14 protein-coding genes are annotated in these 13757 nt (G+C 50.5%); all 14 read left to right on the forward strand.

The features are described 5' to 3' along the window. The first annotated feature begins 5 nt into the window (after positions 1-5). Genes flhA through A8990_RS01145 form a run of 14 tightly spaced genes read left to right on the forward strand, consistent with a single transcriptional unit; the run spans position 6 to position 13632 of the window. Positions 6-2039: a flagellar biosynthesis protein FlhA gene (flhA, locus tag A8990_RS01080; protein ID WP_116187158.1), complete on the forward strand. Its 2034-nt coding sequence runs from the start codon at positions 6-8 to the stop codon at positions 2037-2039. Then, positions 2036-3457, forward strand: a complete 1422-nt coding sequence (flhF, locus tag A8990_RS01085) for a flagellar biosynthesis GTPase FlhF (RefSeq protein ID WP_116187159.1) — start codon at positions 2036-2038, stop codon at positions 3455-3457. Before flhA ends, flhF begins: the two co-directional genes overlap by 4 nt. Beyond that, complete coding sequence (locus A8990_RS01090; RefSeq protein WP_116187160.1) at positions 3447-4328, forward strand: MinD/ParA family protein; 882 nt, start codon at positions 3447-3449, stop codon at positions 4326-4328. Before flhF ends, A8990_RS01090 begins: the two co-directional genes overlap by 11 nt. Positions 4329-4353: 25 nt before the next feature. Further along, complete coding sequence (locus A8990_RS01095) at positions 4354-5685, forward strand: protein-glutamate methylesterase/protein-glutamine glutaminase (protein WP_116187161.1); 1332 nt, start codon at positions 4354-4356, stop codon at positions 5683-5685. A gap of 45 nt (positions 5686-5730) precedes the next feature. Then, on the forward strand, positions 5731-7806 hold the full coding sequence (locus A8990_RS01100; protein ID WP_116187162.1) for a chemotaxis protein CheA: 2076 nt from the start codon (positions 5731-5733) through the stop codon (positions 7804-7806). A 14-nt stretch (positions 7807-7820) separates the two neighbouring features. Continuing rightward, positions 7821-8282 (forward strand): chemotaxis protein CheW, encoded by a 462-nt coding sequence (locus A8990_RS01105; RefSeq protein WP_116187163.1) that lies wholly within the window; start codon positions 7821-7823, stop codon positions 8280-8282. A gap of 3 nt (positions 8283-8285) precedes the next feature. Beyond that, positions 8286-8906, forward strand: a complete 621-nt coding sequence (locus A8990_RS01110; RefSeq protein WP_116187164.1) for a chemotaxis protein CheC — start codon at positions 8286-8288, stop codon at positions 8904-8906. After that, entirely contained in the window at positions 8903-9397 is a 495-nt protein-coding gene (locus tag A8990_RS01115; protein ID WP_116187165.1) for a chemotaxis protein CheD, read from the forward strand. The genes A8990_RS01110 and A8990_RS01115 overlap by 4 nt, the downstream gene beginning before the upstream one ends. Positions 9398-9401: 4 nt before the next feature. Then, positions 9402-9836 carry a hypothetical protein gene (locus A8990_RS01120; RefSeq protein WP_116187166.1) on the forward strand — a complete coding sequence of 145 codons (435 nt, stop codon included), beginning with the start codon at positions 9402-9404 and terminating at the stop codon, positions 9834-9836. 4 nt (positions 9837-9840) lie between these two features. Further along, complete coding sequence (locus A8990_RS01125; RefSeq protein ID WP_116187167.1) at positions 9841-10626, forward strand: FliA/WhiG family RNA polymerase sigma factor; 786 nt, start codon at positions 9841-9843, stop codon at positions 10624-10626. A 19-nt stretch (positions 10627-10645) separates the two neighbouring features. Next, the gene (locus tag A8990_RS01130; RefSeq protein WP_116187168.1) at positions 10646-12052 is read left to right on the forward strand and encodes a flagellar assembly protein A; all 1407 of its coding nucleotides are present in this window, start codon (positions 10646-10648) and stop codon (positions 12050-12052) included. Positions 12053-12099: 47 nt separating this feature from the next. Further along, positions 12100-12426: a hypothetical protein gene (locus A8990_RS01135; protein WP_116187169.1), complete on the forward strand. Its 327-nt coding sequence runs from the start codon at positions 12100-12102 to the stop codon at positions 12424-12426. A 29-nt stretch (positions 12427-12455) separates the two neighbouring features. Further along, complete coding sequence (locus tag A8990_RS01140) at positions 12456-13040, forward strand: DUF6115 domain-containing protein (RefSeq protein WP_116187170.1); 585 nt, start codon at positions 12456-12458, stop codon at positions 13038-13040. Continuing rightward, entirely contained in the window at positions 13033-13632 is a 600-nt protein-coding gene (locus tag A8990_RS01145; protein ID WP_116187171.1) for a hypothetical protein, read from the forward strand. The genes A8990_RS01140 and A8990_RS01145 overlap by 8 nt, the downstream gene beginning before the upstream one ends. Positions 13633-13757 lie beyond the last annotated feature (125 nt).

Genomic DNA, 13757 nt, shown 5'->3' on the forward strand with positions numbered 1-13757 from the left:
ACGTCATGAAGGCTAGAGATCTAACCATACTTATTGGGATCATCGGCATCGTTCTTATGATGGTCATTCCGATTCCAACCGCTTTAATGGACGTGCTCTTGATCATCAACATTTCAATCGCTTTGATGGTATTGCTTATTTCCATGAACACGCAGGATGCCTTGCAGTTCTCGATCTTTCCGACTTTGCTCCTTATTACGACATTATTCCGTCTCGCGCTTAACATCTCAACCACACGGAATATTTTGTCCAAAGCGGAAGCAGGGAAAGTTGTACATACGTTTGGAAGTTGGGTTGCCGGCGGACAGGTCGCCATCGGTTTCGTCGTATTCCTAATCCTTGTAGTCGTGCAGTTTATCGTCATTACCAAAGGCTCCGAGCGAGTTGCTGAGGTAGCAGCTCGGTTCACACTCGATGCAATGCCTGGTAAACAGATGAGTATCGATGCGGATTTGAACGCAGGTCTTATCAACGAGCAGGGTGCGAAAGATCGTCGCCAAAAGATTGAAAAAGAAGCCGATTTCTACGGTTCTATGGATGGTGCCAGCAAATTCGTTAAAGGGGATGCCGTCGCCTCCATTATTATCCTATTCATCAACCTCATTGGCGGATTTATTATTGGGATGGCTGTGCACGGGTTTTCTTTCTCAGAATCGCTTAACACATTCTCGATTCTTACCATCGGTGATGGACTTGTCAGCCAAATTCCTGCGCTGCTGATCTCCACAGCGACAGGCTTTATCGTTACACGCGCTGCTTCTGAAGGTAACCTGGCGCATGATTTGACAGCGCAGCTATTCCGTTACCCAAAGCTGCTTTACATTGTGGCGGGAACGATTACGTTGCTAGGACTTGGCACACCGATTGGCCCGTTTGCGACGCTTCCTTTTGCAGCTATTATCGTTTTCGCAGCTTACCGGATGCAATCTTCGCTCGCGAGGGAGCAGCAAGCGCAGGATATGCTCGTGGAAGAACAAGAGATCGAAGAGGTTCGTAGTCCGGAGAGCGTCATCAGCCTCCTGCAGGTCGACCCAATCGAATTCGAGTTTGGCTACGGACTTATACCACTTGCAGATACGCAACAGGGCGGCGACTTGCTTGACCGAATCATTATGATTCGCAGGCAGTGCGCGCTTGAAATGGGTCTCGTCGTTCCGGTCATCCGGATTCGTGACAATATTCAGCTTAAACCGAATGAGTACGTCATTAAAATCAAAGGTAATACCGTCGCTCGTGGTGAGCTGCTGTTGAATCACTACTTGGCGATGAGTCCAGGCTTTGATGATGAATCGATCGTCGGTATTGAAACGATGGAGCCGGCGTTCGGCTTGCCAGCGATCTGGATTGATGAAGTAACGAAAGAGCGTGCAGAAATGCTCGGTTATACAGTGGTTGATCCGCCTTCAGTTGTTGCAACTCATCTGACTGAGCTAATCAAGCGTCATGCGCATGAACTGATCGGCCGTCAAGAAACGAAGGCTCTTATCGAGAATGTTCGCGAGTCGTACCCAGCGCTTGTGGACGAACTTATTCCATCGATTCTGAATGTCGGCGACGTTCAGAAGGTGCTCGCGAAGCTGCTTCGTGAGAAAGTGTCGATCCGTGATATGGTCACCATTTTCGAATCACTTGCTGATCATGGTGTTTACACGAAGGATCCGGACATTCTCACTGAGTATGTACGACAAGCGTTATCTAGACAAATTACGCAGCAATTCTCCCATAACGGAGATACGCTGCGCGTCATTACAGTCGGTCCATTGTTAGAGAAGAAGATTGCGGAATCCGTTCAGTCCTCTGATCAAGGTACATACCTGGCCATGGACCCGATGTCTACCCAGTCCATTTATCAGAAGTTGAATGAACAAGTGAATAAACAGATTCAATCCGGTCATCAACCGATTGTACTCGCTTCGCCGACGATTCGGATGTACTTACGCCAAATCGTTGAGCGTACGATGCAGGACGTTCCGGTTCTCTCTTATAGCGAGCTTGAGCCAAGTATTGAAGTACAAAGTATTGGGGTGGTGAATCTATGAAGGTAAAGCGCTATGTCGTTAATGCCTTACCTGAGGCACTTCCCATGATTCGAAGTGAACTCGGCGTAGATGCCGTAATCTTAAACACCAAAGAAATTCGCGTCGGCGGATTTCTTGGCATGTTCGGCAAGAAGAAGACAGAAGTAATCGCCGCTGTGGAGTCTGGCAATAACGGCGGCGGAGGCGGGGGCTCGAATATGAAGCCGTCGGCTCGCACGCACACAACTGCTGTTGCGAGACCATCTGCACCGCCTGCACCGCCTGCGGCTCCTATCAAACCAGCAGCTCCTGCTGCATCGGCAGCTGCGTCTATTTTTCAAGAAGTGCTTAGCCAAGCGGCAGAGTTGGCGCAAGCGAGAGCGGCGGCTAATACAGCGACTCCATTACATGAGCAGCCGGAGCAATCGAAGATTTCGCCGGCTGCAGCATACGCAGCGAGAACGGCAGCTCCTTCAGAGGCGTTAGCTGCGGCAGCACCTGCTGTGTCTACTGTGGCCGCGCAAGAATCTCGCAAGCAGATGTTGACCGATAATGAACTGCTCGCTGAGATTCGTGATATGAAGCAGTGGATTGTGCGGATGTCCCGCCAACAGCAGCAAGAAGCCCGTCCAGCAGCGATTCAAGCTTTGCAAGAGCGGCTTGAGGATCAAGAAGTTGATCAGCAGTGGATCAACCAATTGATTGAGCAAATCGAAGCGGAGATCGAACAAGCGAAGCAGAGCGGGCAAGAAGTTGCCGATGATGCGGCAGCCGTCTGGGCGAGCGCCAGCCGGATTCTGCTGGGCTGGCTTCGCCAATTCGAAGCGAATCAAATTAGCCGCGATACGCAGGTCATTCATTTTGTTGGTCCGACTGGCGTAGGTAAAACAACATCGATCGCGAAGCTTGCTGCAGAGCAAACACTGAAAGCCGGACGTAAAGTCGGTTTCATTACTTCCGACACGTACCGGATTGCAGCAGTTGACCAGCTGCGCACGTATGCCACGATTTTGAATGTGCCGCTTGAAGTTGTATTCTCGCCTGCCGAAGTAACACGGGCCTTTAAGCAGCTTGAAGGACGCGAGCTCATCTTCATGGATACGGCCGGACGTAATTTCCGCAATGAGCTGTATGTGTCTGAAGTAAACAGCTTGCTGCAGTCTGGCAGTCACTCCATGACGTATCTGGTGCTCAGCTTGACCGGCAAGTTTAGTGATATATCGACGGTTGCCGGCAATTTTGCCAAATACGGAATCGATCATGTGTTATTCACGAAGCAGGATGAGACGCACGCTTGCGGTGCGATTCTGAACTTAGCGCTTGAGCACGGCCTCAAACCGACGTATATCGCATACGGCCAAACGGTTCCTGATGACATTGCGCCATTCCAAGCGGCCAGCTACGTCGAACAGCTGCTGGGGGCTTCCAATGATAAATAATGATCAAGCGGAAGCGCTCAGAAACTTAGTTCGCAACAATGCAATGATGCAAAACGAAGGCCTTGCAACACGAATCGTAACTGTAACAAGCGGCAAAGGCGGCGTCGGGAAGTCCAACTTCAGCTTGAACTTCTCGCTGGCGCTGCAGCAGCTTGGCAAGAAAGTGCTCATTTTCGATGCGGACATCGGCATGGCTAACATTGATGTGCTCATGGGCGTCTCGTCTCCCTATAATCTCTATCATCTGCTTAAGCAGGAGAAGACGATTTGGGACATTATCCAGGAAGGGCCGCATGGGGTTCATTTTATCGCCGGGGGTTCGGGCTTCAAGGATTTGGTCGATTTGTCTCAAGCGCAGCTGGATTACTTCGGGGATCAGATCGGACGATTGCACGGTCAATACGACGTCATCATCTTCGATACCGGTGCCGGGCTTTCGAAGGAAACGATCAAATTCATCACTGCAGCCCAAGAAACGATCATCGTCACGACGCCTGAGCCGACATCGATTACGGATGCATACGCGCTGATCAAGATGGTGACCGCGATGGAGCATGATGTAAATTTCAAGCTTATCGTGAACCGCGCTACAGACGTGAAGGAGGGGAAGGCGACAGCGGACAAGATGGCGCTCGTCGCCCAGCGCTTTCTAGATCTTGAGCTGCCGGTGCTTGGATATTTGCTGGATGATCCGAATGTTCCGAAGGCGGTAAAGAGACAGGTCCCATTCTCAATTGCATTCCCAGGCTCAGTCGCATCGAGGTCTATCATGGACATCGCCAAGCAGTTTGCCGATGTGCCAGATGCTTCTCAGGCCGCTAGCAGTGGAGTCAAAGGGTTTCTACATAAAATGTTCAGACTTTCAAAATAATCCTTTGAAATGGGAGGCTGCAGCCATGACTACAACATCACGAGTTCTTGTTGTAGATGATTCCGCGTTTATGCGGAAAATTCTTTGCGATCTGATCGCGCTCGATCCGCAGTTTGAAATTATTGGCACAGCCAACAATGGCAGAGAAGCGATCGAGGCTGTTCGTGTACATAAACCAGACGTCATTACGATGGACCTCGAAATGCCGGAGATGAACGGTCTGGAGGCGCTTGAGCGGATTATGCGTATCCACGCGACGCCGATTATTATGCTATCGAGCATTAGCGATGACGGAACGAGAGAGACGATCAGAGCGCTGCAGAATGGTGCATTTGACTTTATCCGTAAGCCTTCTGGACCGAACTCGCCTGACATTCAAATGGTTGGCGATCAGCTGCTCGAGAAACTGCGGATAGCGGTGCTGACGAAGCGTCACTCATCTCTATACCAGCAAGCATCAGCACCTGCACCGCGAAAGCCAGCGCCGTCGAAACAGAAAGAGTCGTTCACGTTCGATTCGACGACTCTTCCGAAGACGGAGCGCCGTCAGGATACTTCGAAGACGAAGCCGGATATCTACGATCAGACTGCAATGAACGAAACGGCGGCTGCTTCATCGAAACCGGCGGAGCCAAATAAGCCGTCAGCGGCGGCACCTAGCGAAAACAAGCCAGCAGCGAAGAAGGAGAAGCAACAGCCTGCTCCTACCACAGCACAAGCAGGTCAAGTCGAAGCGGATGTACCTGCGAAGCATGCAAACAAACCGACGCCAAGCCGAAGCTTCAAGCATCTGGTGGCGATCGGTACCTCGACAGGCGGGCCACGCGCGCTGCATGAAGTGATTACGGCGCTGCCGGCTGATTTTCCGGCACCGGTTCTCGTCGTTCAGCATATGCCGCCGAAGTTTACCCACTCGCTTGCGCAGCGGCTTGACACCTTTAGTGCGCTGCATGTGACCGAGGCGGCACACGGCGAGCGTGTGTATGCAGGCGTTGTGTACATCGCGCCAGGCGGCTACCATATGGAGCTTGCCAAAGACCGGGAAGGCTACTGCATCAAATTATCGGATGATGCGCCAAGAGGCGGCCATCGTCCGTCGGTAGACACGATGTTTGAATCGTGTGCGGCTTTCACCGAGCTGCGACGCCACTCGATTATTATGACGGGAATGGGCAGCGACGGGATGAAAGGAATGAAAGTGCTGAACGAAAGCGGCGCGGAGAGCGCGATTGCAGAAGCGGAAGAATCATGTGTCGTTTATGGCATGCCGCGCTCTGCGATTGAAGCCGGCGTTGCGAAGTCAGTCGTCAACCTGCGGCAGATTGCAGCAGCGATTACGCAAGCGGTTCGCAAGTAATCGTGCCTGATCGCATGACGACCATTTAATAGGAGGTGCATGGGAATGGATATGAACGATTATCTTTCAATGTTTATTGACGAGTCGAATGATCACTTGCAGTCATTAAACGAAAACTTACTCAAACTAGAGAGTGCACCAGAAGATATAAGCATCGTACAAATTATTTTCCGTTCTGCCCACACACTTAAAGGCATGTCTGCGACGATGGGCTTTGAAGATCTTGCATCACTCACCCACGAGATGGAGAACGTGCTCGATCTCGTGCGAAACAACAAGCTGAAGATGGACAACTTTATCTTCGATACGTTGTTCAAAGGGCTGGACGCACTGGAGTCGATGGTGCAGGACATCATCGGCGGAGGTACGGGTAAAGCCGACGTAACGGCGATCGTTGCGAATCTCCAGGCGATTGTAAAAGGCGACCACAAGAAAGATCAAGCAGCTGGAAGCGCCGACGCATCCGCAACCGGCAATGCCGGCGGCGGAGCGCTGCTGGATCAGTTCCAAAGCTCGATTCTATTGCAATCCATTGCAGCTGGACTTTCGGTTTTCCACATTACAGTTACGGTTCGCGAAGATTGTGTGCTGAAGGCAGCACGTGCCTATATGGTGTTCGACTTCCTCGAGCATAACGGGGAGATTGTCAAATCCGTTCCGAGCGTACAAGAGATTGAACAAGAGAAGTTTGACCGATCATTTACGGTATTTACAATCGCCAGTATCTCCGAGCAGGAACTTCGCAAAGGGATCGAATCCGTGTCTGAGATCGAAGGCGCAACGATCACCCAGCTTGACCGCGAATCGCTCGAGCAGCTTGCAGGAGCAGCTGCCGTGCAAGCTGCAGCAGCTCCAATCGCAAACGCTTCGGCCGCGCAATCGGAAGTCAGCTCAGCGAAAGCGCAGACTGCGGCGGCATCGGCTACCGCGACAGCGCCGGCAGCACAAGCATCCGGCGGCGCAGCGGTCGCTTCCCGCACGATCCGCGTCGACATCGAGCGGCTCGATGCTTTGATGAATCTGTTCAGTGAATTGCTGATCGATCGCGTGCGGCTCGAGCAGCTTGCAAGTGAAATTCGCCGAGGCGAGCTGACGGAAACGGTAGAGCATATGAGCCGCGTCAGCAGCGATTTGCAAAATATCGTACTGAAGCTGCGCATGGTGCCGGTGGAATCGGTATTCAACCGGTTCCCTCGGATGATCCGCGATTTGGCGAAGACGCTCGACAAGAAAGTGGATCTCATCATCACAGGGGCAGATACGGAGCTTGATCGTACCGTTATCGATGAGATCGGTGATCCGCTAGTTCACTTGCTGCGCAACTCGCTCGACCACGGAATTGAACCGATTGCAGATCGGATCGCAGCTGGCAAATCCGAGACTGGTACTGTTCATCTTCGCGCATTCCACAGCGGTAACCACGTGTTTATCGAAGTGGAAGAGGATGGCCGCGGTATCAATCGCGAGAAAGTAAAGCAGATCGCCATCAAGAATGGTGTCGTTACTGCGGATGAAGCGAAGCGTCTGACTGAAGCGGAAATCAACATGCTCATCTTCGCGCCTGGGTTCAGTACCGCAGATAAAATTTCCGATATCTCTGGCCGAGGCGTCGGACTGGACGTCGTAAAGTCGAAGATCACATCGCTCGGCGGCAACGTTTCCGTCGAATCCGTACAAGGCAAAGGAACGAGGTTCTCGATTCAGCTGCCGCTGACGCTGTCGATCATCTCTGCGATGCTCGTAAAGCTAGGCACGGAGAAGTACGCGATTCCATTATCTTCAATCGTAGAGACGGGCATCGTGCTGCGCGAACAAATTCGCAAAATCCACGGCAATCGCATGATCGATTACCGCGGCTCTGTGATTCCGCTAATCTCGCTTGCGCAAGTGCTAGATTCTACGACTTTCCGCGAGGAAGAGGAGCATGAGACTGAGATCGTGGTCATTCGCAAAGGTGATAAGATTGGTGCCATTACAGTGGATGAATTTATCGGCCAAAGCGAAATCGTTCTGAAATCGCTCGGTAAGTATTTGACGAATATCGAAGCGATCTCTGGAGCGACAATTCTTGGTGATGGCCAGGTTGCGTTAATTGTAGATCCAAATGCACTGATTAAATAAGGGAGGGTTCCGCTATGAGTGAAGAAATCAAAGTAATCGTATTTGGTCTAGCACATGAAGAATACGGCGTTGAAGTCGATAAAGTTCGTACAATCGAACGTATGATGCCGATTACCCGAGTTCCGAAGACGCCTGCTTTTATTAAAGGGGTCATTAATCTGCGCGGTGTCGTTCTTCCGGTTATTGATTTGCGCGGCCGCTTCGGCTTGCCGGAAACGGTAGAAACGGAAAGCTCCCGCATTATTATCGTTGCTGTAAACGATCTTGAAGTCGGCTTTATCGTTGACGCGGCTAACGATGTAATCGATATCGACGAGAACAGCATCGATACGCCGCCAGAAGTAGTCGGCGGTATTAAAGCGAAGTATCTTCGCGGCGTAGCCAAGATCGGCGACAACCGTTTGCTGATCATGCTGAATCTTTCGGAAGTTCTTAATAAGAGCGAGATTATTCAGCTAGAACAAGTAGAGGCCTAAACCGTGAACCCACTACATAAATTAGAAGCTTTCAAACTTGATGTACTGAAAGAAGTAGGGAATATTGGTGCTGGCAACGCGGCGACCGCACTCTCGCGGCTGCTGGACAAGCCAGTCGATATGAATGTTCCTACCGTCAGTTTGATTCCGTTCGAGCAGGTTGCCGATCGAGTCGGCGGCTTCGAACAGGTCGTCATCGCTGTCTTCCTTCGTGTTGAGGGCGATGCGCCAGGGAATATGTTCTTTCTAATCGAAGAGGATTCCGCCCGCAAATTGCTGCGCGGACTTCTCTCGATGGAAACGACGAGCGAAGACGGATACTCGGAAATGGAATTTTCCGCATTAGCTGAAATTGGTAACATACTAGCAGGATCTTATCTATCATCATTGGCCGATTTCACTCAATTGTATTTGTCACCAACCGTCCCCGCCATTTCCGTTGATATGGCAGGCGCCATCCTAAGTTATGGTCTTGTCCAGTATGGCGAGATGGGGGATTCCGCGTTGCTGATCGATACTACGTTTCTGGAAGGGAAGGAAGAGCTCGCAGGACATTTCTTCCTGATCCCGGATCCGGAATCGTTTGGGAAGATTTTTAGCGCCTTAGGAGTGCCTAACGAATGATGCATGAAAATGTAGTGAAAGTAGGCATGGCTGACCTGAATATTGCGTCAAATGGCGCAATTCTCAAAACGACAGGTTTAGGCTCCTGTGTCGGCTTGACATTGTTTGATGAGCGTACCAAGGTTGCCGGAATGGTGCATGTGATGCTGCCATCCTCCGACATCGCTAGAGAAGCTTCCATCAATATTGCCAAGTACGCCGACACATCCATCCCGCATCTCATTAATCTGATGAAGCAGGCAGGGGCTGAACCTAGACGTTTCGTGGCGAAAATGGCCGGCGGTGCTCAAATGTTCGCATTCAACTCAAATCATGATTCTATGCGCATTGGACCTCGAAATGTGGAATCGTGTAAGGAGATGCTGAAGAAGTATGCAATTCCGCTCCTTGCAGAAGATACTGGCGCTAACTATGGTAGAACGATAGAGTTCGACAGCGTTAGCGGCATGTTGACGATTCGGAGTGTTCAGCAGGGAGTAAAGGAGATTTAACAACATGTTAGGGTCGTGGCGCTGGAACGTTTCGCTGGGTATAGGCGGCAGTTTACTTACGTTACTTTTCTCGCTGGGCAGTAATGGACTTGCGATAACTAGTATGAGATGTCTATATGCATTTCTCGCATTTTTTGTATTTACTTATTTATTTCGTGCATTGCTCGCATTCGTATTGCAGTCAGGATCGCCTGCTTCAGGGCCGGATGACATAGAACCGGAGCAGGCTTCTGCAAAAGGTCAGTCTGTAGATTATTCCACACCGGAATCAAGTGAAGATTTGAACGAATTGCTAAAACATCAATTAGACGGAAGCGTAGAGCTGGAGTCAGGCCAGAAGCCAATATTTCAACCGCTAACACCTCCAAAGCTTATATCGACGCAGAATAAAGAGCCTGAAGAATTGGCAAAAGCAATACGTCACCTAACAGGAGGGTGAGACGATGATTGAGCCGAAAGCGCCTCATTTGTCTAACATGGAGATTTGGCAGAAGTGGAAAGAAGACGGAGACATTGATGCAAAGAAACGGCTGATCGAGCAATACCTCACTTTGGTTGATTACGTAACCAACCGAATGGCCATCGGCTTGCCGAAGAACGTCTCCAAGGACGATCTCGCAAGCAATGGCGTTATGGGACTCATCGATGCCATCGAAAAATTTGATTATAGACGCGGCCTTCAATTCGAAACGTACGCTTCATGGCGTATTCGCGGTGCGATCATCGACGGTCTCCGTCAGGGGGACTGGGTGCCACGCTCCGTTCGCGAGAAAGCGAAGAAGATCGAAGAAGCGTATCAGCTGTTAGAGCAGCAATATATGCGTTCCGTTTCAGACACAGAAATAAGCCAATATCTCTCCGTTTCGGAGAAAGAGTTCGGCGTCATGCTGCAAGAGATTGCAGTGACGACAGTGTGCTCGCTAGAGGACCCGATTCGAGAGGAAGAATCCGAGACTAGATTATCGCTTCTCGTAGATGAGAAGGCGAAGAATCCGGATTATAAAGTGCATGAGTTTTTCTTGAAAGAATCGCTCGTTCGCGGCATCGACCGTTTGACAGAGAAAGAGAGAACCGTAATCTCACTCTTCTATTACGAAGAGCTGTCACTTAGCGAAATTGCGGAAGTGATGTCGTTGTCACCTTCGAGAATCTCTCAATTGCATTCGAAAGCGATATTGCGATTACGGGGGGCGCTAGAGAAACAGAAAGATCAATTGATGCAGCACTGATCGTAAAGGGGGGGCAGGATTGTCTACTATTGAAATACTCCAACAACACCTTGTTATTCAGCTATCGCAAGATAAGCTGACAGCAACGCTTCAATTTAATGTCAAGGACGAGCGATTCTCTTGCACGTTCTCGCAGCTTGAAGAGTTTTTGAAGAGTCATGGTGTTAATTTCGGCCTACAGCGGGAAGTGTTGAACCGACTTGTTCAGCAGCCAAGTGCCTTTTTCTACAGTCAAACTGTAGTTGCTCAAGGTCTGCCGCCTGTTAATGGGCATGACGGCTATATCCAATTCTCATACGATATGACCGAAGGTGAATATCGTCCTGTGGAGCTTGAAGGCGGCAAAATCGATTTCAAGGAAGTTACACAGCTGAAGAACGTAAAGCGCGGCCAGTTGATCGCAGAGAAGATCGGCGCAACGCCTGGTACAGACGGCAAAGCAGTAACTGGCGACATTCTTACAGCGAGAAACGGTAAGGAAGCGTACTTCAAGATGGGCAAGAATGTTGTCCTTAATCCGGAACAAACTGCGCTTTATTCTACAATTGACGGTTTGATTACGATGACGGACAAGAACAAGATCAACGTCTTCCCGGTCTATGAAGTAAACGGAGATGTCGATTACAAGATCGGCAATATTGATTTTGTCGGCACCGTCGTAGTACGCGGTAATGTTCTAACCGGCTTCCGTATTAAAGCATCGGGCGATATCCGCATCATCGGCGGCGTTGAAGGGGCTATCCTTGAATCGGAAGGATCGATCGAAATTACCGGCGGTGTTCTGGCAAGTAACAAAGGCCATATCAACGCAATTAAGAATGTGAAGAGCTCGTTCATTCAAGACAGCAATGTAACAGCTGGGGAAGATATTATCGTATCGCAGAGCATCATGCACTCCCACGTACGGGCGGGCAAGAATGTGATCTGCAGTGGGGCGAAAGGTCTCGTCGTCGGTGGTATCATTCAAGCAGGTGAGCGTGTAGTTGCAAGAACTATCGGCAATACGATGTCGACTGCGACCACAATCGAGGTTGGCGTAAGACCAGAGCTTCGTTCTCAGCTGCTCGAGCTGCGCGCACAAATCAGGCAAACCAACGAGAACCTGGACAAGACGGAGAAGGCGCTCACGTTGCTCGACCAGCTTGCGGCGACTGGCCAATTGTCTCCGGACAAGATGACGCTTCGTGTCAAATTGAACTCGACGAAACGTGTAGCGGTTGAAGAGATTGGAAATGCCAAAGAAGCGGTGCTCGAAATCGAGAAGTCACTGGAAGACACGGATCGTGCCCGCGTTGATGCTGTGAACGTCATCTACGGCGGCACGAAGATTGTTATTGGCAGATATACGCGCTTCATTAAAGATGCGACAGAGCGTGTTTCGTTTCGGTATTCTGAAGGCGATATCAACATGATTCCATACAGGTAAGCCTAACACGTTAACAAGCTTCCTACTTGAAGCAAGGGGCGATCAGAATGCCGTACAAACCGATCGACTTTCAGATGTCCATTCCTCGCACACCGGAAACCAGCACGCAGCAGAACCAGCTGAATCACCGTCCAACCGTGGATCAAGCCCGGCTTGAACACGATACGGCTAAGCAGACGGAGCTGCTGCGTTCGCGTAATACTGGGGTAGAGCAGAGCAGCGAGCCGCAGATTAAGAACAATCGTCAGCGCGATTCTCGCTCGCCTTCGGAGCGGAAGCGGAAGAAGCAGCAAGCGGACGAAGCGGGAACGGATCAAGGACACGACGAATCGCAGCATCCGTATAAAGGCAAACATATTGATATTTCGCTCTAAGCAAATATCGAAATCAGCAGGTGATAACGATGGAAGCATGGCAAACGATAATGCTGGTCGGCGGAGTTGCGGTCGTATGTGCGGCTGTTCTACCACGAAGGTCAAGCGTTAAGCAGCAGCAAGGTGATCAATCACAGACGGTTCGAAACATGGAAACTGCACTAGAGCAGTTTATGGAAAACATGGAAGCTGACAATAAGGAAATGATGCAGCTTGTCACGAAGTCCAGCCAAGATGCGCAGGTTCAAGCGTCGAAGCGTGATGAGCGCATCGGGCAGTTGGAGCAGCGTTGCGCAGAGCTGGAGAAGCTGCTCAGCGAGCAGTCGAAGCAGTTAGAAGCAGCAATCGTACAAGTGAAGGATCAGGCGGCACTTGCAGCAGCTCAAGCTTTACAGCAAGTCAGGGTAGAGAGCAGTGCAGCAGAAGAGGTAGTAGAACCACCGATGCGTGTCGAACGGACACCTTCTATCCGCGAACGTTATGCCGAGTTATTCGAATTGTATCAGAATGCTAAATCCATCGATGCGATTGCGAAGAATCTCGGTTTGAATAAAGGCGAAGTGCAGCTTATTCTTCAGCTCTCCAAGCAGGAGGAGGCAGCGCGCCATGAGTAAACGTACATTTCTATTCGGCATCGGCGTCGGTATTATCATCGGCGCTGCTTTGCTGCAGCTAATGCTTATTGGCGAGAAGCAAGTGGAGGGGCTCGATCCGCTGAGCGAGCCGGACGAGATCAGCAGCGATGCGAAGCTGTATACGCAGGCGGAGCTGGATAAAGCGGTAGCAGACGAACGTAAGCGTGTAGAGACAGAGGCGCAGCAAGCTGAAGCAGCTAAGACGAACGATAACGCTGCGAAAGATGCTGAGGTTTCCAAAACGAAGGATGACAAGGTACCGACGAAGAACGCAGGCAACAAGTCCAGCGCTTCTACCGAAACGGCTAAGGCGCCGGAGGCGAAGCGCATCGTTCTTCGCGTCCCGCCGAACACCAGCCTTTCGGATACGGCAGTTATTCTAAAGTCGCACGGCGTGATCGAAAATAAGCAGGCGTTTATTAACCTGATGCGTACTAAGAAAATACGTGCAGGCTATTTTGCTTTCAAGGGCAAGCTTTCGCTGCACCAAGTAGGTACGATTTTGACGAGCAAACCGCTTGATCCTGCTGTTGGAAAGCGTGAAATGGAAGCCGAATCAGGCAGCAATTAAGTTTAATGGAACTTGGCCACGAAATCTGTCAAACGCAGTTGCATGCGTGCATAGAGTTGTGATATAGTAATTGACGGTGTTAAAAACACACGCCGATTAATTTCGCCATTGGTGCTCGAGCAAAT

Origin of the sequence: Paenibacillus taihuensis (assembly GCF_003386535.1) — a bacterium.
GTDB lineage: Bacteria > Bacillota > Bacilli > Paenibacillales > Paenibacillaceae > Paenibacillus_Z > Paenibacillus_Z taihuensis.